We start from the raw sequence: 24593 nt of genomic DNA, 5'->3' as shown, positions 1-24593 counted from the left end.
TGGGCTGGGGCGGCGCACGGTGCGCTGTCGGCCGGCCCGTGCCGGGTTGCCTGCCCGGTGCGCGGTTGTAGTGCTGCACGGAGCGGGCAACCTCGCACGGAGTGAGCGAGCGCGCACGGTGCGGCGCCGGTCCCCGGGCGAGCAACCTCGCACGGGCCGAGCGAGCCCGCACGGTGCGCGGTCAGGCGTACCGCTGCGCCGCGTGCAGAGCCGCCCCCGTGTACGAGCCGCCGAACAGGAACACGTGCAGCAGCAGCGGCGCGAGCTGGTGCAACTCGACGCGCTCCTGCCAGCCGTCGGCGAGCCGCGATTCGCGGTCGTAGGCGGCGAGCACCGTCTCCAGCCGCGGCAGCCCGAACAGTCCGAGGAGCGCCAGGTCCGTCTCCGCGTGCCCGCCGTGCGCGATCGGGTCGATGAGCACCGCCCCGGTCGGTTCGGACGAGTCCGTCGGCCAGAGCACGTTGCCCGCCCACAGGTCGCCGTGCAGCCGTGCAGGACGGTCCCCGACGAGCGCCGGCTGCGGGGACCCGAGTGTGCCGTCCTGCACCCGGTCGGCGACCCGGTCGAACACCGCGGCCTGGGCGTGGTCGAATCCGCCGGCGTCGACGGTGCGACGGACGAAGTCGCGGATCCGGTACTCCGCGAAGAACTCGCCCCACGTGGCCGGTGCGTGTGCGGCGTCGACGAACGGGGTGCGGGAGCGTCCCATCCGCAGTGCGGCCCCCTTCGTCCAGCCGGCGGGCGGCGCACCCCAGTGGTCGGCGCCGGCGGCGTGGGTGTGCGCGAGGGAGCGGCCGAAGCGCTCGGCCTGCGCAGCCGTGGGGGAGCCGTCGGAGATCAGCTCGAGGTCCAGCACGGTCGGGCTCGGTCGGCCCAGCACCCGCGCGGTCCTCGTGCCGCCCGCGTCCTCGGCGTCGGCGAGCCACCGGAGTCCGGCGGCTTCGGCTGCCGCTTCGTCCGGGGTGGTGAAGGTCTTCACGTGCGTCTCGGCCATCGGTCCATCCTGCCGACGGGTCGTCGACGTCCGTTCAGCGCACGGTCATCCGGCGAGGAATCGCAGATGTCGTTCCACCCGCCCGGCGAACGTCGGGCAATCGGCGTCGCGGAGTGCCCCGGGCAGACTCTTCCGTGCGCCGCGGGGACGGCTGGACCAGTACCGCGCCTGCTCGCGCACGACGTCGCGCACGATCCACGGCGCCGAGTCGTCGACCAGGCTGAAGAACTCGTCACAGCGGTACACCTCGTACATCGCTGCATCCGTCGCGCGGAGACCACGGTCCTGCGTGAGGAGGACGTGCGCCCCGCAGGCGATCGCGGCGGCGTGCACGTGTCGGTCGTCGGGATCGGTTCCGTGGTACTCGACCGTGGCGTCGAAGTCGTCGACGAGCTCGTCGACGGAGGTGAGGATCGCTGCTCACAGCCGGGAGACGGCCGACCCGGGCCGGTCGGGGTGCAGTCGACGGAGGGTGTGCGTGGTCTCGGCCAGCACGTCCTCGGTCGTGTGGAGCTGGAACATCCCGTCCGTGTGCAGTCGGAGCAGGCACGTCCAGTCTCGCAACGTCCGGCTGCAGAAGACGTTCGCATCGACGAAGACTCGCTGAAGCATCACATATCAAGCCTCGTGCGGCCGGGTGTCAGTCGAAGGCCTCACCGGACTCGAGCAGTTCGCGAGCTGCCGCTGCGCGGGCGACCTGTCGTGTGTCTCGGGCTGCGAGGACGTCCGCGCGCCGGAGCCGGTGGTGGGTCCCGACGGTGTGTGCAGCGATCTCACCTCGGCCGATGGCCTTCATCAAGGTGGGCCGTGAGATCCCGATGACGTCGGCGGCGACGGTCGTCGTCATCTCGTCGGGGAGGATGCTCGTCGAGACGCCTGCCCCGTCGGCCATGCTGCGGACGAGGTTCGCGACGAATCCCCCGAGTCGCTCCGGGAGCACGAGTTCCGTGCCGTCGTCGAGGTGGAGCTCGACGGTCGCGACCTGTCGATCGCCAGCGCGCTCGACGATGTCGACGGCCTCGGCGCGAGCGACCTCGTCGACGCGGAGGGGCCGTGGTGTCGTCGTCTGGCGCATCGGATCTCCGTCTCGCGTCCGTTGGTGGGCAACTGGCTCAACGGTACCGGGGTTGCACTTGCAAGTGCAACCCGTCAGACGGCGTCGACCAACGCCTTCGCCAACGGGTGCCAGTCCCGCGACGACGGCCCGCTCAGCACCAGGGTCCGCTCGAGCCGCCTGGCCATCGGGATCATCACGAGGTCCGGCGGCAGCATCACCCGGCCGAGCGTCGGGACGATCGACACCCCCTCGCCCCGTTCGATCATCCCGAACATGGTGCTCATCTCCCGCACCCGGTGGGCGTAGCGGAAGGGGCGTCCGTCGAGCTCGTGCAGCTTCTGGATCTGGTACTCGCACCCGCCGCCGCCCGCGACCAGGCCGTCCTCGTGCAGGTCGTCGAGCGTGAGGGCGGGCAGCTCGGCGAGCGGGTGGTCGCGCCGGACGACCGCGGCCATCTCGTCCCGGGCGACGACCACGCCGCCGGTCGGCAGCGGGGAGGGGTCGACGAGCACGGCGGCGTCCACGGTCCCGCTCTCCAGCCACTCGGGCATCTCGTCGTCGTCGCCCTCGTAGACCTGCACGTCGACGTCGGGCAGCGTCACCGCCCACAGTTCGCGGAGCCGCGGCAGCAGGCCCTGGCAGACGGTGGGGACGGCCGCGAGGCGCACGGTGCCGCGCGCCGTGGCGGGCCGGACCACCGCCTCCAGGGCGTCGACCGAGGCGAGCACGCTGCGGGCGTGGGCCAGCAGGCGGTCACCGAGGGGGGTCGGGACCGCGACCGCACCACGACGGACGACCGGCCCGCCGACCTCGCGTTCGAGCCCGGCGACGGCGTGCGAAACGGCGGACTGCCCCACGCCGAGCACGGAGGCCGCGGACGTGAACGACCCGGCGTCGAGCGTCGCGACGAACGCACGGAGCTGGGGGACCGAGACGGGCATGCGTGCTCCTCATGAGGGTATGAACCACATGCGTTTGCCGCATGTGCGGGACTGGTTCGACACTAGGCCACATGAACGCCCTCCTCTACGGTCTCGTCGCCCTCACCTGGGGCTCGAGCTTCCTGTTCGCGAAGATCGGCCTCGACGGGCTCGCACCGCAGCAGGTCGCCACCGTGCGAACCGTGCTCGGGGGCGTGACGCTCGTCGCCCTGCTGCTCGCGACCCGTCGTCGCTGGCCGCGGGAGCTGCGTGTGTGGGCACACCTGGCGGTCGTCGCGTTCTTCCTGAACGCCCTGCCGTCGTCGCTGATGGCGTGGGCCGAGCAGACCGTGCCGTCCGGACTCGCGAGCATCTACAACGCGACGACCCCGATCATGACGCTGGCCGCACTCGCGGTGCTCGTCCCGTCCGAACGGCTGCGGGGTCGGCAGGTGGCGGGCATCGTGGTCGGCATCGTCGGTGTGCTCGTGCTCGTCGGCCCGTGGGACCTGCTCGGCGACCCCGCGGTCCTGGCGAGCGTCCCGGGACAGGTGGCGCTGCTCGGCATGACCGCGTCCTACGGCATCGGACTCGCCTACCTCCGGCGCGTGGCGGTGGGCAGCGCCCACGACCCGGTCACGATCGCGACGGTGCAGCTCACGCTGGCATCGGGCATGCTCCTGCTGGTCGCGCCCGTCATCGCCACCGGCCCGGTCCAGCTGGACGGGAGGATCGTGGCCGCGATGGTCGCGCTCGGTTGCGTCGGTACGGGGCTGGCCTACGCATGGAACACGCGGCTGGTGCAGGCGTGGGGTGCCGGTCGGGCGTCGACGGTCACCTACCTGACGCCGGTGGTCGGTGTCGCGCTCGGCGTGCTCGTCCTCGGTGAGCGGGTCCGGTGGAACGAGCCCGTCGGCGGTCTGGTCGTGCTGCTCGGCATCGCGCTGGCCTCGGGGGTGCTCGGCCGCCGGAGTCTGCGCCGTCGCGCACGCCCCGCCCGTACGCTGGCCGGGTGACCGCCGGCCAGGACCCCCACGTGGTGCGACTGCTGTTCGCCTCGTCCCACCCCGGCCCGACGGTCACGGTCACGGTGCTCGCCGCCGTGATCGCCGCCGCCGTCGGGCACCCGTTCTGGCTCGTGGCGCTGGTCGCGCTGACGGTGGTCGCCGGGCAACTGTCGATCGGCCTGGCGAACGACTGGATCGATGCCGACCGTGACCGTGCCGTGGGTCGGAGCGACAAGCCCGTCGCCCGCGGACTCATCGCCGTCGGGACGGTCCGCACGGCAGCGTTCGTGACGGCCGGAGCCGCGGTGGTCCTCTCGCTGTTCCTGGGCCCCGTCGCCGCCGTGGCACACCTCGTGCTCGTCGCCGCCGGGTGGGCCTACGACGCCGGGCTGAAGCGCACCGTGTGGTCCGTCGTGCCGTTCGTCGTCGCCTTCGGACTGCTGCCCGTGGTCGCGGTGTCCGCCGGTCCCGAGGGGCTGTGGCCGGCCTGGTGGGCGATCGCCACCGGCGCGGTGTTCGGTGTCGCGATCCACTGCACCAACGTCCTGCCGGACCTGGTCGACGACGCCGCCACCGGTGTCCGTGGGTTCCCGCACCGCCTCGGGCTCCGGGGCGCCGGGATCACGGCGTTCGGCTTGCTCGTGGTCGCAGCAGCCCTCGTGCTCGGCGGCCAGGTGCTCGGTGACGACCCGGTCCGTGGCGCCGGTGTCGTGCTCGCCGTGGTCGGGGCGGTCGTCGTGCTGGCGCTCGCCGTGGTGGGGGTCCGACTGGTGCTGGCGGGACGGGCGTCGCGGACCCTGTTCCGGCTCGTGATCGCGTCGTCCCTGGTGCTCGTCGTCGAGCTCGGCTTCGCCGGGGCGCGACTCGTCGCCTGACGCACTTCCGCGCGGCTCGGACGGCGACGCCCGTTGCCGACGCGAGCCGTCAGGCCCAGCGCATGGCGTAGAGCCGGGCCAGGGCGTGCGCGGTCGGCAGCGACAGGACGGTCCGGAGCAGCGCCTCCCGTCCGATGGCGGCGACGGTGCCGAGCGGACGACCGAGCCCCATGTTCGCCTCGGCCTGCCGGGCCGCGCGGCGGGCGGCTGCCTGACGGCGGGCGGCGTAGCCGGGCCACGGTCCGGCCACACCCGTCCGGACGGCGCCGGCGAGCAACGGCGCGAGCTCGGCCGCGTCGAGCCAGCCGAGGTTCATGCCCTGCCCGCCGATCGGGCTGATCTCGTGGGCGGCGTCGCCGACGAGCACCACCCGGCCGACCCCGACGCGGTCGGCGGCGCGACGCCGGACCCGGAACCCGCTGAGCATCGTGCAGGTGGACGGATCCGGGGTGACGCCGGTGCGTGCCGTGACGATCGCGGCCAGTCGTGCGGCCGTCGCCGGGTCGGGCGCGACGCCGCTCGGGGCGAACGCGAGCGAGTCCGGTACGAGTGCGACGTACCGGCGTCGACCGTGCGGCAGGGGGAAGGACTCGACGACGCCGCCGGGTCCGACGTCCACCAGGGCGGCGGTCCGCGCGTCGGCGTCCTCGGGGTCGGCGAAGTCGCCCATCACGTAGCGGTCCGGGTAGTCGCGTCCGCTGGTGCCGATGCCGAGCAGGTCACGGACGACGCTCCTCGCGCCGTCGGCCCCGACGACGAACGCGGCGCGCACGGCGACCGCTGTGCCGTCCGGGCCGCTGCCGACCGCGTCGACGTGATCGCGGTGCCGGGTCAGGCCCGTCACCGTCGTCCCGGTGTGCAGCGCGGTCGGGTCCAGGTCGGCGAGCCGGTCCCGCAGCAGGGACTCGGTGCGGTGCTGGTCGAGCGTCGCGACGTACGGGTGGGTGTCCGAGGCGCGGTCGAACGTCAGCGTGCCGAGCGTCCGCCCACGGCTCCGGGCGACGCCGGTACGCACGAGGGTCGCCTCGGCGAGCACCGGGGCGTCGAGCCCGATCTCGGCGAAGGCGTCGAGGGACGGCGCGTGGATGCCGATGGCGCGGGACCCCTCGGGCGGACCGGGGCGGCGCTCCCACACCTGCACGGTGGCACCGCGGGTGGCCAGCAGCGCGGCGAGGAACAGGCCGACGGGACCGCCGCCGACCACGAGGACGTCGGTGCGCTCCGTGGTCACGGGCCGAGCCTACGGTCGGGTCGACCGCCGTGCACTCAGCGAGCGGGGTGCACCAGTGCCGTCAGGGCATCGAGCCGCTCGTGCACGATCGCGTCGAAGGGGCGCTCCTCACCCGGGGCGATCCACTGTGCGAAGGACAGGTGGAACACCGTCACGGCGGTCTCGGCGGCCATGGTCGCCGCCGGTTCGGGGACGCCGCGCTCGCGCATGACCTCGCCCAGGCGTGCCTTCAGGGTGGCGAGCTTGCCGAGCTCCCGTTCGCCGAGGGCTGCGTTCGCGTCGATGATCCCCTGCCGGGCCCGTGACCACGACCGGCGGTCCTCGGGGAAGAACCCCGCGGCGGCGTCGAGGGCGCGGCCGACCAGGTCGAAGGGCGCTGTGTCGGCCGGTGCGGCCGCGATCGGGTCGACGAACATCGCGAGGAAGTCGTCCTGGCCGGCGAACAGGACCTCGCGCTTGTCCGCGAAGTGCCGGAAGAAGGTGCGCTCGGTGACGTCGGCCTCAGCCGCGATCCGCGCGACCGTGGTGCCGTCGTAGCCCTCGGACGCGAAGAGCTGCAGGGCGACCGCCTGCAGTCGTTCACGCGTTCCGGGTTGCCACCGAGCCATGCGCAGAGTCTACTGATCAGGATGCGTTGATGACAGCGGCTGACATCGAGTGCTACGGTGATGTCAGTTCATGACATAACCGCCGTGGACACCTGCGAAGGGAAATCACATGCACGTGTTCGTCACCGGGGCCTCCGGATGGATCGGCTCCCACACCGTCGACGACCTGCTCGCCGCCGGACACACCGTCACCGGTCTCGCCCGGTCCGACGCCTCGGCCGCAGCGCTCGAGGCGAAGGGCGTCACCGTCGTCCGGGGCGACCTCGACGACCTCGACGCCATCCGCCGAGGAGCCGCCGGGGCCGAGGGCGTCCTGCACCTCGCCAACAAGCACGACTGGGCGAACCCTGCCGCCACGAACGCCAGCGAGCGCGCCGCGGTCGAGACCATCGGTGCAGCGCTCGTCGGCACGGACCGCCCGTTCGTCGTCGCCTCGGGTGTCGCCGGCCTCGCCCCGGGTCGCCCCTCGACTGAGGCGGACCCCAGCCCGTTCGTCGGCCCGGACAGCATGCGCGGTGGCAGCGAGAACCGCGGGTTCGACTTCGTCGAGCAGGGCGTGCGGACGATCGCTGCCCGCTTCAGCCCGACCACGCACGGCACCGGCGACCACGGGTTCATCGCCGCGATCGTCGGAGCCGCACAGCGCACCGGCGTCTCCGGCTACATCGGCGAAGGCACGAACAGCTGGTCCGCCGTGCACGTCACCGACGCCGCACGGCTCGTACGGCTCGGCCTCGAGCAGGCACCGGCCGGCACGCGGCTGCACGCCGTCGCCGAGACCGCGATCCCGACCCGCGCGATCGCCGAGGCCATCGGCGAGGTCCTCGGTCTGCCGGTGACCTCGATCGACCCGGCCGACGCGGACGCGCACTTCGGGTTCATCGGCCGGTTCTTCGGCATGGAGATGTCCGCCACGTCCGAGGCCACCCGGGAGCTCCTCGGATGGCAGCCGACCGGCCCCGGGCTGCTCGAGGACATCGCCGCCGGCGCCTACTCCGGCGTGCGGGTCGTGTAGGCGGCGCGGGGCAGTACCGGCACCCGCGGATCGTGAGCAGGAATGGTCGGGTTCCGTCTCCGGACCCGACCATTTCTGCTCACGAAGCGACCGCGAACGCCGCGAACGCGCTGCTACTCCGCCTTCTGCATCTGCCACGGGTCGGGCTCGCGGTCGCCGTTCGGGCGCACGGGGCGGACGTCACCGACGATCGGGATGGCACGCTTCCGCATGAACCACAGGTAGCGGACGAAGAAGTGCGACAGGGTCGAGAGCCGGTTGCCGTTGCCGAGCAGCGACGCGATGTGCACCACGACCCACGCGGCCCAGGCGATCGGCCCGACCATGGTGATCCCGCCGCGCAGCTGGGCCACTGCGGCGTTCGTGCCGATCGTCGCCATCGTGCCCTTGTCGAAGTACTTGAAGTGCTCGGTGGGCTTGCCCTCGAGCAGGCGCTTGATCTGCTTCGCGACGTGCCGTCCACCCTGCAGCGCCGGCTGGGCCAGCTGCGCGAGGGCCTCGGACTGCGCCGCGATGTCGCCGGCCGAGAAGATCCGCTCGACACCGTTGACGCGCAGGTCGTCGCCCACCTGGATGCGTCCGCCGCTCGTCTGCGGCAGGCCCCAGCCGGAGACCTCCTTGTGGGCGGCGACGCCGGTTGCCCAGATGACCTGCGAGGCGGGGATGAACTCGCCGTCGGCCGTCATCACGCCGTCGGTCTTGACCTCGGAGACGCCGGTGTTCAACCGGAGCACGACACCGCGCTTCCGCAGGACCTTGGCTGCGTACCGGCGGAGGCGCGGCGCGAACGGCTTGAGCAGCTCGCCGCTGCGGTGCACGAGGGTGATCGTGATGGCGCCCTTGTCGAGCTCGGGGTACGCGCCCTCGAGTGCCTGGTCGCGGAGCTCCGCGAGCGCTCCGGCCATCTCGACGCCGGTCGCGCCGCCGCCGACGATGACGATCTTGATCTCGTCGGGGCCCTGGTTCGCAGCGGCCTCTTCCAGCCGGGTGAACAGCTCGTCGCGGATCCGCAGGGCCTGCGAGCGGGAGTACATCGAGTACGCGTACTCGTAGGCGCCCGGGGTGCCGAAGTAGCTCGTGTTCACGCCGTTCGCCAGCACGAGGTAGTCGTAGTGCAGGTGCTCACCGTCGGACATCTCAGCGATGCGTTCGTCGGTCCGGATGCCGGTGAGCAGGCCGTGCCGGAACTCGGCGTTGTCCTGCTTCGCCCGCAGGCTGCGCAGGAAGTACGTCACGTCGCCCGCGTTCAGCCCGCCCGTCGCCACCTGGTACATGAGGGGCTGGAACATGTTGTAGACGTGCCGGTCGACGAGCGTCACCCGGACCGGGGCGTCCGCCAGCTCGCGCATGGCAGCGACACCGGCGAATCCACCGCCGACGATGACGACGTGCGGGCGGGTGTCCTGGGGCATGCTGATCCGGCTTTCCTCGGTGAGTTGGTCACCCACGAGGGTACGCGCGGTCTGGAGCGCTCCGGTTCACTGCCGGACGGGAGGCACGGGTCGGCTCCGTCAGGCGTCGAGCCGTGCGTAGGTGCTCAGGACGTTCCCCTTGCTCGTCACGGTGCTGTCGACCAGCCGTAGGCGCGTGGCCGGGTCGGTCGGCTCGAAGAGCTTCCGGCCGGATCCGGCGATCGCCGGGTGCACCATCAGCTGGAGCTCGTCCAGGAGTCCGGCGAACAGCAGGTGCCGGACAACGCTCACGCTCCCGCACACGGCGATGTCGGCACCGTCGCGTTCCCTGAGCTCGCGGACGAACGTGTCGAGGTCGCCCGGGATCCTGGTGGTGTTCTGCCAGGTCAGGTCGTCGCCCAGCGTCGTGGAGGCCACGTACTTCTCGATCGGGTTGATCCACTGCCCGAAGCCGTCGTCCGGGTGCGCGGGCCACCACTCGGACCACTCGAGGTAGCTGTTCCTACCGAGCAGGACGGTGTCGGTGCGGGCCATGAACGCGCCCATCCCGGCCCCGAGCTCGTCGTCGAAGCTGTCGTACTGGAACTCGTACGGGTCCTGCACGACGCCGTCGACCGACGTGAACAGCCCTGCTGTCACCTTGCGCATGGCCGGAGCGTACTGCGGATCAGCTGCCGGTGCCGCCCGGGAACTGGTTCGTCCCACCGTTCGTGCCGGGCAGCTGCGTGGTCGACCGGGATTGGTCCCCGCCGATCGCGTGCCCGATGGCGAAGCCGATGCCACCGCCGACGAGCAGTGCGGCCAGCCCGACGATCGCCGCGAGGACCGGCCAGAACCATGGCGGCTTCGGGGCACTCGTGCGGTTCGTCGGTGCCGCGGTGCCGTACCAGGGGGTGGCGCCGTTCGGGGCGGGGGCGTCGAGGGTGGCCGTCGAGGTCGGCGTCGGGGCCGAACCCCAGCCGGCCGGAGCCGCTACCGGAGGGGTGCGGGTGGGGTCGCCCGGCGCGTGGCCGTTCGGGGGAGTGGTGTCGCTCATGGAAGGCAGTGCACACCCCGTGTCTGTGGGTGGCCGATGACGACGCTGATCCGGTGCTGCGAACCGCCGCGTAGCCTCGGTTCGTGCGCGCCAAGGTGGAGACGATCCGGATCGACGGCCTGCCGGTGCGCCTCCACACCGCTGCGCCCGCGGGCCGGGTGCGGAGCGACCTCGACCCCACGGTCGTGCTGGTCCACGGCATCGGGATGTCGCACCGGTCGTTCGGCCGGTCGCAGCAGGCCATCGCGGCGACCCACCGCACCGTCAGCGTCGACCTGCCCGGCTTCGGCGGGCTCCCCGCCGCCGGCCGAACGCTGTCGATGGCCGAGCTCGGCGACCTGGTCGTCCGGGCCGTCCGTGCGCGGGGAGCGGAGGACCTCGTGCTCGTCGGACAGTCGATGGGCGCGCAGGTCGTGACCGAAGCAGCCCGGCAGCACCCCGGGGCCGTCGGCTCCGTCGTCCTGGTCAGCCCGGTGGTCCCGGTGGAGCGGCGGTCCCTGCCGTTGGTGGCGTCCGACCTGTTCCGGGACGGAGCGGGTGAGGGGTTCCGGATGAACGGCTTGCTCGTCACCGACTACCTGCGGAGCGTCCGGCAGTACGTCCGCGAGCTGCGCCCGATGCTCCGGTACCGGCTGGAGGAGACGATCGCTGACGTGCACGGACCCGTCCTCGTCGTCCGGGGCAGCGACGACCCGATCGTGCGCCGCGACTGGGCCGTCGGCGTGGCGACGCGCGCGCAGCGAGGGTCGTTCGTCGAACTCCCGGGGCCGCACCACCTGCAGGAGCGGCACCCCGTCGCGTTCGCCCGGCTCGTCGACGAGTTCCGCCGGGCACAGACGCTGGAGGGCCTCCGATGACCGAGCCGACCACGTCCTCGACGGAAGCGACGGGCACGAGCCGACCCGTGCCTCCCGGCATCCCGCTGGTGCGACGCGCGACGTGGGCCGCACTCGACTGGTGGTACGCGATCACGTGGCAGGTGCGGAGCCTCGGACCCACCACCGCCGACGACTACCGGACCGGCGAGGGTCAACCCGTCGTCGTGATCCCCGGCGTCTACGAGACCTGGCACTTCATGCGGCCGCTCATGGACGCCCTCCACGACCGCGGCCATCCCGTGCACGTGCTGCCGGTGCTGCGCCACAACCTGCGGCCGGTGCCGGTCTCGGCGCGCGACGTGTTCGCGTACCTCGAGGAGCACGACCTGCGGAACGTCCTCGTGCTCGCGCACAGCAAGGGCGGGCTCATCGGGAAGTACGCGATGACCCAGCTCGACGACCACGGCCGCATCGACCGCATGGTCGCGGTGTCGACGCCGTTCGCCGGGTCCGGCTACGCGCGGCTCGCTCCGGTGCGGCACCTCCGGGTGTTCCGGGCCGCCGACCCCGTGCTGGCGGGACTGGCGCGGGAACTCGACGCGAACGCTCGCATCACGTCGGTCTACGGGGTGTTCGACACGCTCATCCCCGAGGGCAGCGAGCTGTCGGGGGCGACGAACGTGCGGCTGCCGGTCGGCGGGCACTTCCGGATCCTCGGCGATGCCCGCACGCGCGCCGCGGTACTGGCGGCGGCCGACCCCGGCCTGTCCTGAGGTTCCGAAATCTCGGCATCTCGGCGCTCGGATCGCCGCAGTTCGGAACCTCGGCGGCGATCATCCGGCGTGTTGTGGAACCTCGAGACGTGGCCAGCCGGTGTCAGGCCCCGGGCAGGAACAGGCAGAACGGGTGCCCGTCGGGGTCGAGCAGCACCCGGACGTCGTCCTGCGGTTGGAACGCGGCCTGCGTGGCACCGAGTTCCTCGGCACGGACGACGGCAGCCGGCAGGTCCTCCACCTGGAAGTCGAGGTGCAGCTGCATGCCGGGGGCGTCCGCGGTGCCGGGCCAGGTCGGGGCGACGTACTCGGGCTCGAACTGCACGGACAGGCCGGGGCCGTCGGCGGGACGGATCCGGGCCCAGGTCGGGCCGTCCTCGTACACGGTCCACCCGGTCAGGGCGCCGTAGAACCGGGCGAGCGCGATCGGCTCCGGGGACTGCAGGACGGTGGCGGCGAGCGTCGGCATCGAGGCGTCTTCGCTGGTCATGCCGCGCAGCGTACGCCGAGCAGCGGTCGGAGCCGTTCAGCGGCCGGAGCTCTTCAGCGGTCGGAGCTGTTCAGCGGTCGGCGACGCTCGCGCGCTCGACGATGCGGTGCGGCACCACGACCGTCTCCGGCGGCAGGTCCCGGTCCTCGATCCGCCGCGTGAGCAGGTCGAGCGCCGCCGTCGCGAACGCCCGCCGGTCGAACGAGACCGTGCTGAGCGCGGGGATCGCGTACGCCGCTCCGTCGATGTCGTCGAACCCCATGACGCTGACGTCCTCGGGAACGCGGACACCCCGGGCCGCCAGGACGTGCAGCACGCCGAAGGCGATCGAGTCCGTGAACGCGAACACGGCGTCGGGCAGCGGGTGCTCGTCGAGCCAGGTCGCGAAGGCCGTCGCCGCCGAACTCGTCGTCCAGGACGGCAGTGGTACCCGCAGCGCGGGGTCCGGTTCGATCCCGGCGCTCGCGAGCGCGGCGAGGTACCCGCGCTCCCGCAGCTCGCTCGTGGCGGTGGCCTCGGACGCGCGGGCGGCACCGACGATCGCGATCCTGCGGTGGCCGCGGGACACCAGGTGGGCGGTGACCTGCTCGGCGGCGGCCCGGCTGTCGATGTGCACCTGGTCGACGTGCTCGGGTTCCACCTCGCCGATCACGACGGTCGGCGGCAGCCCCTCGGTCGACGCCAGGACGCTCGCGCTGAGCGACACCGGGTTGAGCACGAGCCCGTCGACGAGGTGGGCGCGTGCCCGTGAGACCAGCTCGCGCTCGCGGGCCGGGTCGCTGCCGGTCTGGTCGAGCTGGACGACCCACCCCCGCTCGCGCGCGAGTTCGACGAACCACTGCGCGAGCTCGGCGGAGTAGGCGCTGCCCATCTCCGGCAGCGTGAGGGCGATCGCTCCGGACCGGCCGTTCCGCAGCCCGCGGGCGGACAGGTTCGGCACGTAGTCGAGCTGGGCGACGGCACGCTCGACCCGCTCGCGGGTCTCCGGGCGCACCACCACGCCGCCGTTGATGACGTTGGAGACGGTCTTCGGCGACACCCCGGCGAGGGTGGCCACGTCCCGCACGGTTGCGCGCATCGGGATGAGCGTAGCGCGGGCGGTCGCCAGTGGCGTCGCGTCGTCGAGCTGCGGGTGTGCGCTCACTGGAGCGTTACAACGATGGAAACGTTTGGCAACGGATTGCCACCGTGTTGCCCCGCACGCCAGGGTCGCTGCAGGAATCCAACGGAGGAGGCCACCGAGTGACGAAGCTCGACGACCGCGCGACGACCACCGCGCACACCGCACCGCCGCCGCACCCCGGGCTCCGGCGGCGCACGACCTGGCAGCGGATCCGGCGCGATCGAGTGCTGTTGCTGATGGGCCTGCCGGGCGTCGCCCTGTTGCTCGGGTTCCACTACCTGCCCCTCCTCGGCAACCTCATCGCCTTCCAGGAGTACCTGCCCTTCGTCCCGCTCGGGCGCAGCCCGTGGGTCGGGGTCGAGAACTTCGCGGTGATCTTCGACGGCGATCCGGAGTTCCTCGGGGCGCTCCGGAACACCCTCGTGATCACGCTCGTGCAGGTCGTGTTCGTGTTCCCGGCGCCGATCATCCTGGCGCTCATGCTCAACTCGCTGCTGTCCGAGCGGATCAAGCAGGTCGTGCAGTCGATCCTGTACCTGCCGCACTTCCTGTCGTGGGTGATCGTCGTCGCGGTGTTCCAGCAGATCCTCGGCGGCTCCGGGCTCGTGAACAACGCGATCCGGGCGGCGGGTGGCGACGCGATCGACTTCCTCGGCAACCCGAACGGCTTCATCGCGCTGCTCACCAGCCAGGTGATCTGGAAGGACACCGGCTGGGCGACGATCCTGTTCCTCGCCGTGCTCTCCCAGATCGACTCGAGCCTGTACGAGGCGGCGAAGATGGACGGGGCCTCGCGCTGGCGGCAGCTCTGGCACGTCACCCTGCCCGGCATGCGCGGCATCATCATCCTGCTGCTCATCCTCCGGCTCGGCGACTCGCTCACCGTCGGGTTCGAGCAGATCCTCCTGCAGCAGGCCGCGGTCGGTCGAGCGGCCAGTGAGGTCCTCGACACCTACGTCTACAACAACGGCGTGCTCGGCGGACAGTGGGGCGTCGCCGCGGCCGTCGGACTCGTCAAGGGCGTCGTCGGAGTCCTGCTCGTCCTCGGCGCCAACAAGCTCGCGCACGTCTTTGGCGAAGCGGGCGTCTACCAGAAGGAGTCGCGATGAGCGCCACCCGGAGCGTGACCGTGCCCGCGGGGGCCGCCCGGAAGCACCGCCCGCTGGACGCCCCGCCGCTGCCCGGACGGCTGCTGACCGGGTTCGTCCTGCTCGTGATCTGCCTCGTCGTCCTGCTGCCGTTCCTCGGCATCGTCTCGACGAGCGTCGCGCCGTCCAGCCAGGTCAACGGTGCCGGGGGCTTCGTGATGTGGCCGACCGGGCTCGACTTCAGCGCCTACGAGAGCATCTTCGCCGGCGGCGTCGTCACCCGGGCACTGCTCGTGAGCGTCGGCATCACCACGGTCGGCACCCTGATCAGCCTGTTCGTCACCGCGATGCTCGCGTACGCGCTGAGCCGGCCGGGGTCCTACGGACACGGGGTGGTCCTGAGCCTCGTGCTCGTCAGCTTGCTGTTCGCGCCGGGGCTCATCCCGAACTACCTCGTCGTGAAGCAGTTCGGGTTGCTCGACTCGTACTGGGCGCTCATCCTGCCCACGGCGCTCAGCGCGTTCAACGTCATCGTGATGCGCTCGTTCTTCATGGCGATCCCGCGAGAGCTCATCGAGAGCGCCCGCATCGACGGCGCCGGCGACTTCGGCGTCTTCCTGCGGATCGTGCTCCCGCTGTCGAAGGCCGTCCTGGCGGTCATCGGCCTGTTCTACGCGGTCGGGTACTGGAACGCCTTCTTCAACGCCCTGCTCTACATCAACGACACCGCGAAGTGGCCCCTGCAACTCGTGCTGCGCACCTACGTCATCAACAACGCGCAGCTCGGTGGCGCCGACCTCGGCACGAGCTCCGACGCGCTGCCCCCGCAGGCGTCGATCCAGATGGCGATCCTCGTCGTCTCGATCGTCCCCATCCTCATCCTCTACCCGTTCCTGCAGCGGCACTTCGCCAAGGGTGTCCTGACCGGCGCCGTGAAGGGCTGACACCATGACGACCAACGCACCACGGGGCATCACCCGCCGCGGCCTGATCGCTGGCGGTCTCGGGATCGCGGCCACGGGCCTCCTGGCCGGTTGTGACACCGTCACCCGCTCCACCGACGTCAAGGCGATCAACCGGGCCGTGACGCTGCCGGACTACGTGCCGTGGGCCGGCGGACCGGACCCGGTGCTCCCAAAGACCAGCGCGCTCATGCCGTCCGCGTTCCGACGCATCCCGTCGGACCTGGTGCCGACCGACCGGGTGCCCGGCGACGGGTCGACGCTGCACGGCAGCGTCCCGACGAACTCGCCCGTCCCACCGTCGAAGGGCAGCAACCCGTACTGGCAGGGCCTCGACGAACGGATGGGCGTCGACCTCGACCTGACCATCACCCCGAACGCCGACTGGGGCAACAAGTTCGCCACGCAGGTCGCGGGCGACACCCTCGGCGACGTGTTCACCGTGTTCGGCACGTTCTCGTACCTGCCGCAGTTCCTCGAGGCCAAGGCGGCGAACCTCACCGAGATCCTCTCCGGCAGCGGCGTCCGGGACTACCCGTACCTCGCCAACCTGCCCACCGCCTCCTGGCGCGGCACCGTGTTCTCGGGTGGCATCTACGGTGTCCCCGTGCCCCGCGGGCCCCTGACCACCGGTGTGCTGCACCGACGGCAGGACCTGTTCGAGCAGCTCGGCGTCGACCCGTCCTTCCGTGACCTCGACGAGTTCGAGGCGCTCTGCCGCGAGGTCTCCGACCCGCAGCGCAACCGCTGGGCGCTGGGCTCCGTGCCGACCAACATCCTCGCGTCGATGTTCGGTGTGCCCAACCAGTGGGACGAGCAGGGCGGCCGCCTGACCCACATGTACGAGGTCGACGCGTACCAGGACATGCTCGAGGCCTCGCGGAAGCTCCTCGCCGACGGCCTCGTCCACCCGGACAGCGTCACCGCCTACAACGGCAAGGTGTGGTTCGTGCAGGGCTCGGCGCTGATGCTCCAGGACAGCTACAGCGCGATCCCCGGCCTGCTGCAGCAGGCCGAGCCCGGCAGCGGGTTCCGCATGACCATGGCGCCGTTCGTCGGACCGGGCGGCGCGAAGCCGAAACCGTGGCTCGGGGACCCGAACAACGCGATCACCGCCCTCGCGGCCGGGCCCGAGGAGCGCATCCGCATGCTGCTCGGCGTCCTGAACTGGTGTGCGTCACCATTCGGGACCGAGGCCTGGATGTACCGAAAGTTCGGCATCGAGGGCCGGGACTTCGACTTCCGCGACGGCGCCCCCGTCCTCACCAAGACGGGCAACAGCGAGACCGCGCTCGGTGAGTTCCCGCTGCAGTACTTCACGGAGTGCCCGCTGCCGCTCTTCTACTCGGGAGCCCCGGAGATGACGGACGTCGTCTACGAGTCGCTGTCCTCGTGGTTGGACGACGGGATCACGAACCCCACCTACGGGCTCTACTCGCCGACGAACTCCACCAAGGGACCGGCCATCGGGACCTACGCCACGAGTGCGATCAACGACGTGCTGCTCGGCCGAGCGCCGGTGTCGGGGTGGAAGGCCGTCGTGCGCGACTGGCGCCGCCGGGGCGGCGACGCGATGCGGCGCGAGTTCGAGCAGGCGTTGGAGGCGCGCGCGGGCGCGTGACGCCGTCGTCTCGGCGACATGACGGCGTCTTGCGTGGCCCTGGACTCGGGGCGATCGGACGGGAGGCCCGTGGCGGGGTCCGCCACGGGCCGCCCGTCCGCTCCGCGGTCACGCCAGCCACGACGGGGCGGCGAACAGGTCCTCGAGCTCCTGGACCAACCGCGAGGTGTGGAAACCATCAGCCGCCGCGTGGTTGATCTGCAGCGCCATCGGCATCAGCGTGCGGTCGCCCTCGGTCCGGTAGCGCCCGAGCGTGACGATCGGCAACAGGTGGTCGTACCCGTCGCGGACGAGCAGCGCGAACCCCGTGAACGACGTGCGGGGGAAGGTGGAGACGTCGAACACGTTCCGGGGTCGGTCGTCCTGCGGGAACATCCGGACGTCGTCCCGGTACCGATCCATCGTGTCGACTGCGGCGGCGTGGAACCGCCCGAAGTCCTCGTCGTAGGGCACGACCAACGCCGAGAAGGTCTCCGTGTCCGGGTGGAACACCGTGAACATCGGGTGCACGACGTCCCAGACGCCGGGGGAGCCGTCGTCGAGCAGCTGCATCCGGAACTCGGCATGACGGTTGACCACGGTCGCGATCGCCCAGATCTGCGACGCGTAGGTCTTCGCCGCGCTCGTGCGGACCGCCGCGACGAACGCCGTGACGTCGACGTCGACGGTCACCTCGTAGGAGCACTGCACACGCTGGCGGTAGTGCTCGAAGTGCTCGCGGCGGGGCCAGGTGTCCAGGTCGATCGGTCGGAGTTCCGTCATGGGGCCAGCATGGACGTGGTGCGGGCCCTGCGACGGTCGGCATGCCGACGCTCGAACGGGTTCAGTCGTTCGGGCGGATGAGGCAGAACGGGTGGCCCGCCGGGTCGAGGTACACGCGGAACGTCTCGGTCGCCGATCCCGTCGCGGTCGCACCGATGGCCAGGACCGCGGCCTCGCCGTCGTCGAGGTCCTCGACCTTCACGTCGAGGTGGCTCTGCTGCGGGACGAGCTGCCCGGGCCACTCCGGGGCGCGGTAGTCCTCGACCTGCTGGAACGCCAGGAGCGGCCGCTGGTCGGTGAAGGGGAGCGCGACCTCGGCCCAGTCCTCGTCGAAGCCGACGATCTCGCCACCGAGCAGCTCCGCGTAGAAGCGGGCCAGGCCGCGAGGGTCTGGGCAGTCCAGGACGACCATGTCGAGTGTGCCGATCATGGCCGTCAGGGTAGACCGATCAGCGCGCTGCGGTCAGGGCCTTCGTGATCCGCTGCAACGACACCGTCTCGGCGGTGCCGAGTTCCTGCGCGAACAGGCTGAGGCGGAACTCCTCGAGCATCCACCGCGCGTGCACGAGCTCGGGGTGTGCGCCGACCGGCGGCGGGAACGCACCGCCCGCGTCGACGTACCGATCGGTGGCGACGGTGACCTCGCGCATCCACGTGGCATCGCGCCCCGGGTTCTGCAGCAGCTTCTGCACGCGTGCCTCGATGCCCTGCAGGTACACCCGGATGCGTCGGAGCCGGTCGAGCCCGGCCACTGAGACGAACCCCGGGTAGACGAGCCGCTCCATCTGCTGGCGCATGTCCGTCAACGCACCGAGCAGGGACATCGAGTTCGCCTGCTTGAGTGCTCGCTCGGCGGAGCGCTGGGCGGCGAGCACCGCAGCGAGCTCGGAGACCGCCGTGAACATCGTGTCGACGACGGTCGCCGACACGGCGTCACGGACCGCCTCGAACTCGGCCTTGGTGAACACGAGACCGTCCGGGTGGGCGCGACGGATCACCGCGTCGACGACGGCCGCGAGCACGTCGTCGAACAACGCGTTCGTGGAGGCGTACGGACTCGCCGCGAGTGCGAGCTTCTCCTGCGCCGTCAGGTGCGACTGGATGTACGACACCGGGGACGGCACCGCGAGCATCACCAGGCGACGGACCCCGGCGGACATGCGGACCTGCCGGTCGGACGGCGTCGCGAGCAGCTGCACCCCGACGGTCGCCTTCGGGCCGGAACCTTCTTCCACCAGTGACGGGTACGCGCGGATGACACCACCGGCCTGCTCGGTGTCGAGGGTCTGCGGCAGGTCCTGGGCCGGCCACGTGGCGAGGCCGGACTGCTCCGCCCCGGCACCGCCACCGGCGGCGGCGACGCGAGCCCCGCCTCCTGGTCGTCCCGCAGCCCGCACCGTGGCGGAGGCGACGCTCTGCTGCGTGCGGTCCTTGAGCTTCGTCTGCAGGACCGACAGGTCCTTGCCGGCCTCGACCCGCCGACCGCGTTCGTCGACGACTGCCCACGTCGGCAGCAGGTGCGACGGCACGCGGGACAGGTCGAAGTCGGACTCCGACACCGGCACGTACGTCATGCGCTGGATCGCCTTGGCCAGGGTCGCGCGGAACGACTCGGTGGGCTCGGTCGGGGCGTCGTCCGGCAGTTCGGCGACGATCTTCTCGGCCCAGTCGGCGGCAGGCACGACGTTCTTGCGGATCTGCTTCGGCAGCGACTTGATGAGGGAGGTCACGAGCTCCTTGCGCAGGCCGCGGACCTGCCAGTCGAAGCCCTCTTCGCGCATACGGGGGAGCAGCGCGAGCGGCACCTGCACGCTCACGCCGTCGTCCTGCGCGCCCGGCTCGAAGCGGTACTGGATCGCGAGGCGCTGGTCGCCGCTGCGCCACTGGGTCGGGTACTCGGCGTCGTCCTCCGCCGCCTCGGCAGCGGATTCGTCCAGCAGGTCCGCCCGGCGCATCGTGAGCAGGTCCGGTTGGTCGCGGCGCGTCGTCCGCCACCACCCCTCGAAGTCTCGGGTCGTCGCGATGTCCGCGGGGATGCGCGCGTCGTAGAACTCGTAGACGTTCTCGTCGTCGAGCAGGATGTCGCGCCGGCGGGTGCGCTCCTCGAGCTGCTCGAGTTCCTTGCGGAGCTTCCGGTTGGCGCGGTCGAACGCCTGCTGCGACTCCCACTCGCCCTCGACCAGGGCGTGGCGGATGAAGAGCTCACGCGAGTGCTCCGGGTCGATCCGGGCGTACTGCACCCGGCGGCGCTGCACGATCGGGACGCCGAACAGGGTCACCCGCTCGTACGCGACGACGGCGCCCTGCTTCTTCTCCCAGTGCGGTTCGCCGTAGGTGCGCTTCAGCAGGTCACCGGCGAGGGGCTCGACCCACGCGGGGTCGATCCGGCCGACGGTCCGTGCGAACAGCCGGCTGGTCTCGACGAGTTCGGCCGCCATCACCGCGTCGGGCTGCTTCTTCGCGAGCACACTGCCCGGGAACACGACGAACCGGGTGTTCCGCGAGCCGAGGTAGTCACGCTTCTCGCGGTCGCGCAGCCCGATCTGGCTGAGCAGACCGGCGAGCAGGGACCGGTGCACGGCATCGCCGTCGTCGGAGCGGGACTGGCCGACCCGGACGTCGACCTGCTTCGCGGCGCGGGAGAGCTGGCGGTACAGGTCCTGCCACTCGCGGATGCGCAGGTAGTTGAGGAACTCGGCCTTGCAGAGCCGGCGGAAGGCGCTCGAGGACAGCTCTTCCTGCTTGTCCTCGATGTAGTTCCACAGCGCGAGCAGGGTGAGGAAGTCGCTCGTCGGGTCGGCGAAGCGGGCGTGCATCTGGTCGGCGTGGGCGCGCTTCTCGAGCGGGCGTTCACGGGGGTCCTGGATGCTCAGGGCGCTGACGACGGCGACGACCTCGCGCCCGACGCCCTGGCGACCGGCCTCGAGCACCATCCGGCCGAGCCGCGGGTCGATCGGCAGTCGGGTGAGCTGTCTGCCGGACTTCGTGATCCGGCCGTCCTTGTCGACGGCGCGGAGCTCGCGCAGCAGGTCGAGGCCGTCCTTCACGCCGCGGGAGTCCGGCGGCTGCAGGAAGGGGAACGACTCGATGTCGCCGAACCCGAGCGAGATCATCTGCAGGATCACCGCCGCGAGGTTCGTCCGCAGGATCTCCGGGTCGGTGAACTCGTCCCGACGCTCGAAGTCGTCCTCCGAGTAGAGCCGGATCGCGATGCCGGCGCTGGTGCGGCCCGCTCGACCCGAACGCTGGTTCGCGCTGGCCTGCGAGATCGCCTCGATCGGCAGCCGCTGCACCTTGGCACGCGGGGAGTACCGCGAGATGCGGGCGGTCCCGGTGTCGATGACGTACTTGATGCCCGGCACGGTCAGCGAGGTCTCGGCGACGTTCGTGGCGAGCACCACGCGCCGGCGCACCCCCGGGGTGGTGCGTCGGTCGAAGACACGGTGTTGATCGGCGGCGGAGAGCCGGCCGTACAGGGGCAGGACCTCGGTGCCCTGGTACCGCTTGCCCTCGATGGCGTCCTGCGCGTCACGGATCTCGTTCTCGCCGGACAGGAACACGAGCACGTCGCCGGGTTCTTCGCGCGCGAGTTCGTCGAGCGCGTCGGTGATCCCCTGCAGGGTGTCGCGGTCGTCGGCGCCGTTCGACCCGCCACGGTCGGCCGTGCGCGAGTCGGTCTCGTCGTCCTCGTCGGTGTCTTCGGGGTCCTCGGACACGAGCGGGCGGTACCGGATCTCGACGGGGTAGGTCCGGCCGGAGACCTCGATGATCGGGGCGTCGCCGAAGTGCTTCGAGAAGGACTCGGGGTCGATCGTCGCGCTCGTGATGATGAGCTTGAGGTCGGGGCGCCGGACCAGGAGCCGCTTGAGGTACCCGAGCAGGAAGTCGATGGTGAGCGAGCGCTCGTGCGCCTCGTCGATGATGATCGTGTCGTACCGCTTCAGGTCGCGGTCGAAGTGGATCTCGTTCAGCAGGATGCCGTCGGTCATCAGCTTGATGCGGGTGTTCGACGACACCTTGTCGGTGAAGCGCACCTGGTAGCCGACCAGGTCGCCGAGGTCGCTGCCGAGTTCTTCGGAAACGCGTTCCGCGATCGTGCGGGCGGCGATCCGGCGGGGCTGGGTGTGCCCGATGTGCTCGCGTCCCAGCTCGAGGCAGATCTTCGGCAGCTGTGTGGTCTTGCCCGAGCCGGTGGCACCCGCCACGATGACGACCTGGTTGTCACGGATGGCGGCCGCGATGTCGTCCCGCCGCTGCGAGACCGGCAGTTCGGGCGGGTACGTGATGACTGGCGGCGTGGGAGACATGAGCATTCCAGGATACCGTCACGCCGCCGGTGCTGCGAGCCCGGCGGCGAGGTCGGCCGCGGACCGAGCGGGCAGGGCGCACACGCGGTCGTGACAGACGTACGCGGCCGGTTCGAGCGCATCCCGCGCCTCGAACAGCTCGAACCCCGCGGCTGCCCACTCCGTGGCCTGCGTCGGGGTCACGCGAGCGATGACCGTGCCGGGTCGGCGCGCGGCGCGGACGGCGTCCCGCAGCGGGTCGTGCGGGTCCGACGTCACGACCACGATCTCGCGCGAGGGCCGTTGCAGCCCGAGTGCGAGACCGAGGGCGTCCGCGTGCCCGAGCGGCCGCTCGGTCCCCGTCGTCGCCCGGTCCGCCACCAACCGCTCGGCGGCTGTCCGGTACGCGGAGTCGCCGGTCAGCGCCGCGAGCTCGGCTGCCGCTGCGGCCAGGGCCACCGTCCCGGAGCGCATCGCGGTCTGTGGTTGTTCCCCGGTCGCCGTGCCCGCCCCGGCGAGCACCGGGTCGACGTCGAACCGGCCGGCCAGGCCGTCGTCGACCAGGGAACGGGCGGTCACGGCGTAGGCGGCCTCGCCCGTCACCAGGGCGAGCTCGAGCAGCCCCTCGGCCAGCAGCCCGACGTCCTCGATGGTCGCCGGGGCCGCCGACGGCCCGCGCGGCGTGCTCGAGCGGACCACGACGTGCCCGTCGTGCACGTGCGACCGCAGCAGCGCGTCGGCTGCGGACCGGGCGAGGTCGATCATCTCGGGGTCGTCGTGGCGTTCGCCGGCGATCGCGAGCCCGCGGATCGCCAGGCCGTTCCACCCGGTCAGGACCTGGTCGTCGAGTGGTGGCGGGTCCAGGAGGGCGCGTTCCGACAGCGGCCGTCGGTACCACTCGCCCTCCACCCGCCGGCCGTCGATCGTGGACTCGCTGTCCTGCGCGGCGACGAACGCGCCGTCCTCCTGCCGCAGGGTGTCCCGCAGGAAGTCCGCGATGCCGCGTGCCTGTTCGGCCCCGGCGACCGCGAGCAGGCCGGCGTTGTCGTAGAGCATCCGTTCGTAGTGCGGCACGCTCCAGTCGCGCTTGGTGGCGTACCGGAACACGCCGCCGTCGGCATCGGTCAGCTCGGAGGCCCGGATCGCGTGCAGCGACCGGTCGAGCAGACCGTCGGCCTCGGCATCGCCGTCGCGTGCTGCGTCGGCGAGGAACTCCAGCAACGGTGTGCTCGGGAACTTCGGCGCGCCGCCGAAACCCCCGTAGGTGGTGTCTTCTGCCTGCGACAGCTGACCGGTGACGGCCCGGATGCTGTCGACGGACGGGAGGCGCGGGTCGGCTCCGCCAGGACCGTCGCCGGCGCGGGCGGTCGCGTCCGCCTCGGCCCCCTGCCGGATCGCCGTCGCGATGGCCGCGGCGTTCGCGTCGACCTCGTGCCGCCGCTCGGTCCACGCATCGAGCACCGCCGCCAGGATCTGCCGGAACGCGGGCACCTGACCCACGGGGGTCGGCGGGAAGTACGTGTCGGCGAAGAACACGTGGCCCTCGGGCGTCAGGAACGTCGTCAGGGGCCACCCGAGTTGCTGCGTGAACGCGCTCGCCGAGGCCATCAGGCTGGCGTCGACGTCGGGACGCTCTTCGCGGTCGACCTTGACGGCGACGAAGTCCTGGCGGAGCAGTGAACCGATCTCGGGGTCGGCGAAGCTCTCTCGCGCCATGACGTGGCACCAGTGGCACGTGGCGTAGCCGACCGACACCAGGACCGGCACGCCGCGCTCACGTGCCTCGGCGAAGGCCTCGGGGCCCCACTCGCGCCAGTCCACGGGGTTGTCGGCGTGCAGCCGGAGGTACGGGCTGACCGAGGTGCCGAGTCGGTTGTCGTTCATGCCTCCAGCGTGCCCCGTGGCGACTGGGCGGACCAACGATCGCCGCGATCTGTGGACGGATCGTCGATCTCCACAGCCCTCGTCCGAGCGGTCAGCGGGGGAGCCACCCCGTCAACGCGGCGAGACGCTGCGCGACCTGGGCGGGGGTGAGATCGTCCGTGTCCAGCCGGGCGACCGTGTCCCCGGAAGCCGCGTCGAGCCTCCCGGCCGTCCGCGTGCTGTGCGCGAACTGCGCCTCGGGGACCTCGCCACCTGCCCGCCGAGCGAGGCGCTCGGCGGTGGGACCGTCTGCCGCGCGCAGCAGGACCGTCGTGACCACGGGGTCGTCGCCCATGGCGGCGGCCAGACGCTCGTGCTCGAGCACGGACACCGTGTTCGTGTAGACCAGCCGGTGGTGGCCGAGCTCGCGGTAGGCCTGCCACATCGCGGCGAGGTTCCGTTCGGCCAGGTGCGCCTCGGGGTGCTCGACGTGCGGTGCCGGGTGCGCGAGGTCCAGCAGGTCGCCCTCGATCACCGCGTGCCGGACGTCCGCTGCGACGAGCAGGTCGTGCAGCGCCTCGGCGGCCGTGGACTTGCCCACGCCGGACCGCCCGCCGACGAACAGGACCTCGGAGCGGGGCGCGCTCGGCAC

The 24593-nt window shown here is 71.7% G+C and carries 25 protein-coding genes; 8 read left to right on the top strand and 17 right to left on the bottom strand.

The features are described from left to right. Positions 1 to 181: 181 nt before the first annotated feature. The 5 genes from ACVKXF_RS14115 to ACVKXF_RS14095 all read right to left on the bottom strand — a co-directional run bounded on the left by ACVKXF_RS14115 (position 182) and on the right by ACVKXF_RS14095 (position 2992). Entirely contained in the window at positions 182 to 994 is an 813-nt protein-coding gene (locus tag ACVKXF_RS14115; protein WP_456796096.1) for a fructosamine kinase family protein, read from the bottom strand. 45 nt (positions 995 to 1039) lie between these two features. After that, the gene (locus ACVKXF_RS14110) at positions 1040 to 1327 is read right to left on the bottom strand and encodes a hypothetical protein (protein ID WP_456796095.1); all 288 of its coding nucleotides are present in this window, start codon (positions 1325 to 1327) and stop codon (positions 1040 to 1042) included. 87 nt (positions 1328 to 1414) lie between these two features. Then, complete coding sequence (locus ACVKXF_RS14105; protein ID WP_456796094.1) at positions 1415 to 1609, bottom strand: hypothetical protein; 195 nt, start codon at positions 1607 to 1609, stop codon at positions 1415 to 1417. A 25-nt stretch (positions 1610 to 1634) separates the two neighbouring features. Further along, positions 1635 to 2069 carry an excisionase family DNA-binding protein gene (locus ACVKXF_RS14100; protein ID WP_123314259.1) on the bottom strand — a complete coding sequence of 145 codons (435 nt, stop codon included), beginning with the start codon at positions 2067 to 2069 and terminating at the stop codon, positions 1635 to 1637. Positions 2070 to 2143: 74 nt separating this feature from the next. After that, a complete protein-coding gene (locus ACVKXF_RS14095; protein ID WP_456796093.1) occupies positions 2144 to 2992 on the bottom strand; it encodes a LysR family transcriptional regulator in 849 nt (282 codons plus the stop codon). Positions 2993 to 3063: 71 nt separating this feature from the next. Here ACVKXF_RS14095 and ACVKXF_RS14090 point away from each other — a divergent pair, with 71 nt between their 5' ends. Next, on the top strand, positions 3064 to 3987 hold the full coding sequence (locus ACVKXF_RS14090; protein WP_456796092.1) for a DMT family transporter: 924 nt from the start codon (positions 3064 to 3066) through the stop codon (positions 3985 to 3987). Further along, on the top strand, positions 3984 to 4853 hold the full coding sequence (locus ACVKXF_RS14085) for a UbiA family prenyltransferase (RefSeq protein ID WP_456796091.1): 870 nt from the start codon (positions 3984 to 3986) through the stop codon (positions 4851 to 4853). The genes ACVKXF_RS14090 and ACVKXF_RS14085 overlap by 4 nt, the downstream gene beginning before the upstream one ends. Positions 4854 to 4902: 49 nt before the next feature. Here the strand turns inward: ACVKXF_RS14085 and ACVKXF_RS14080 are convergent, their stop codons facing one another. Then, on the bottom strand, positions 4903 to 6084 hold the full coding sequence (locus tag ACVKXF_RS14080) for an FAD-dependent oxidoreductase (protein ID WP_456796090.1): 1182 nt from the start codon (positions 6082 to 6084) through the stop codon (positions 4903 to 4905). 35 nt (positions 6085 to 6119) lie between these two features. Next, positions 6120 to 6692 (bottom strand): TetR/AcrR family transcriptional regulator, encoded by a 573-nt coding sequence (locus ACVKXF_RS14075; protein ID WP_456796089.1) that lies wholly within the window; start codon positions 6690 to 6692, stop codon positions 6120 to 6122. A 109-nt stretch (positions 6693 to 6801) separates the two neighbouring features. Between ACVKXF_RS14075 and ACVKXF_RS14070 the strand changes: the two genes are divergently transcribed. Continuing rightward, entirely contained in the window at positions 6802 to 7707 is a 906-nt protein-coding gene (locus ACVKXF_RS14070; protein WP_456796088.1) for an SDR family oxidoreductase, read from the top strand. Between the two features lie 113 nt (positions 7708 to 7820). Here the strand turns inward: ACVKXF_RS14070 and ACVKXF_RS14065 are convergent, their stop codons facing one another. The 3 genes from ACVKXF_RS14065 to ACVKXF_RS14055 form a co-directional block, all read right to left on the bottom strand. After that, positions 7821 to 9119, bottom strand: a complete 1299-nt coding sequence (locus ACVKXF_RS14065) for an NAD(P)/FAD-dependent oxidoreductase (RefSeq protein ID WP_123314380.1) — start codon at positions 9117 to 9119, stop codon at positions 7821 to 7823. Between the two features lie 99 nt (positions 9120 to 9218). Continuing rightward, a complete protein-coding gene (locus ACVKXF_RS14060; RefSeq protein WP_456796087.1) occupies positions 9219 to 9767 on the bottom strand; it encodes a dihydrofolate reductase family protein in 549 nt (182 codons plus the stop codon). 19 nt (positions 9768 to 9786) lie between these two features. After that, a complete protein-coding gene (locus ACVKXF_RS14055; RefSeq protein WP_456796086.1) occupies positions 9787 to 10155 on the bottom strand; it encodes a hypothetical protein in 369 nt (122 codons plus the stop codon). An 83-nt stretch (positions 10156 to 10238) separates the two neighbouring features. Between ACVKXF_RS14055 and ACVKXF_RS14050 the strand changes: the two genes are divergently transcribed. Together ACVKXF_RS14050 and ACVKXF_RS14045 are read left to right on the top strand one after the other, a co-directional pair. Continuing rightward, positions 10239 to 11012, top strand: a complete 774-nt coding sequence (locus ACVKXF_RS14050; protein ID WP_456796085.1) for an alpha/beta fold hydrolase — start codon at positions 10239 to 10241, stop codon at positions 11010 to 11012. Beyond that, complete coding sequence (locus tag ACVKXF_RS14045; RefSeq protein WP_456796084.1) at positions 11009 to 11746, top strand: esterase/lipase family protein; 738 nt, start codon at positions 11009 to 11011, stop codon at positions 11744 to 11746. Before ACVKXF_RS14050 ends, ACVKXF_RS14045 begins: the two co-directional genes overlap by 4 nt. Before the next feature lie 103 nt (positions 11747 to 11849). Here ACVKXF_RS14045 and ACVKXF_RS14040 read toward each other — a convergent pair whose 3' ends face one another. Together ACVKXF_RS14040 and ACVKXF_RS14035 are read right to left on the bottom strand one after the other, a co-directional pair. Continuing rightward, positions 11850 to 12236 carry a VOC family protein gene (locus ACVKXF_RS14040; protein ID WP_456796083.1) on the bottom strand — a complete coding sequence of 129 codons (387 nt, stop codon included), beginning with the start codon at positions 12234 to 12236 and terminating at the stop codon, positions 11850 to 11852. Between the two features lie 70 nt (positions 12237 to 12306). Beyond that, positions 12307 to 13314, bottom strand: coding sequence for a LacI family DNA-binding transcriptional regulator (locus tag ACVKXF_RS14035; protein WP_456796082.1), 1008 nt, complete (start codon positions 13312 to 13314; stop codon positions 12307 to 12309). 164 nt (positions 13315 to 13478) lie between these two features. Between ACVKXF_RS14035 and ACVKXF_RS14030 the strand changes: the two genes are divergently transcribed. The 3 genes from ACVKXF_RS14030 to ACVKXF_RS14020 are packed head-to-tail and all read left to right on the top strand — an operon-like array spanning position 13479 to position 17030. Further along, a complete protein-coding gene (locus ACVKXF_RS14030; protein WP_260233158.1) occupies positions 13479 to 14468 on the top strand; it encodes an ABC transporter permease in 990 nt (329 codons plus the stop codon). After that, complete coding sequence (locus ACVKXF_RS14025) at positions 14465 to 15391, top strand: carbohydrate ABC transporter permease (RefSeq protein WP_123314250.1); 927 nt, start codon at positions 14465 to 14467, stop codon at positions 15389 to 15391. Before ACVKXF_RS14030 ends, ACVKXF_RS14025 begins: the two co-directional genes overlap by 4 nt. Positions 15392 to 15395: 4 nt before the next feature. Beyond that, complete coding sequence (locus tag ACVKXF_RS14020) at positions 15396 to 17030, top strand: hypothetical protein (protein ID WP_456796081.1); 1635 nt, start codon at positions 15396 to 15398, stop codon at positions 17028 to 17030. Between the two features lie 108 nt (positions 17031 to 17138). On the opposite strand, the gene ACVKXF_RS14015 is transcribed toward ACVKXF_RS14020, so the two are convergent. The 5 genes from ACVKXF_RS14015 to ACVKXF_RS13995 form a co-directional block, all read right to left on the bottom strand. After that, a complete protein-coding gene (locus ACVKXF_RS14015; protein WP_456796080.1) occupies positions 17139 to 17792 on the bottom strand; it encodes a CatA-like O-acetyltransferase in 654 nt (217 codons plus the stop codon). Between the two features lie 61 nt (positions 17793 to 17853). Beyond that, a complete protein-coding gene (locus ACVKXF_RS14010; RefSeq protein ID WP_456796079.1) occupies positions 17854 to 18222 on the bottom strand; it encodes a VOC family protein in 369 nt (122 codons plus the stop codon). Between the two features lie 19 nt (positions 18223 to 18241). Beyond that, entirely contained in the window at positions 18242 to 22099 is a 3858-nt protein-coding gene (hrpA, locus tag ACVKXF_RS14005; protein ID WP_456796078.1) for an ATP-dependent RNA helicase HrpA, read from the bottom strand. A gap of 18 nt (positions 22100 to 22117) precedes the next feature. Next, complete coding sequence (locus tag ACVKXF_RS14000) at positions 22118 to 23962, bottom strand: thioredoxin domain-containing protein (protein ID WP_456796077.1); 1845 nt, start codon at positions 23960 to 23962, stop codon at positions 22118 to 22120. A 91-nt stretch (positions 23963 to 24053) separates the two neighbouring features. Beyond that, positions 24054 to 24593: an ATPase gene (locus tag ACVKXF_RS13995; protein ID WP_456796076.1), complete on the bottom strand. Its 540-nt coding sequence runs from the start codon at positions 24591 to 24593 to the stop codon at positions 24054 to 24056.

This window comes from Curtobacterium sp. PvP017, assembly GCF_054060195.1.
The sequence above is the reverse complement of the archived record's forward strand: the minus strand, read 5'-3'. Positions and strand labels throughout refer to the sequence as shown.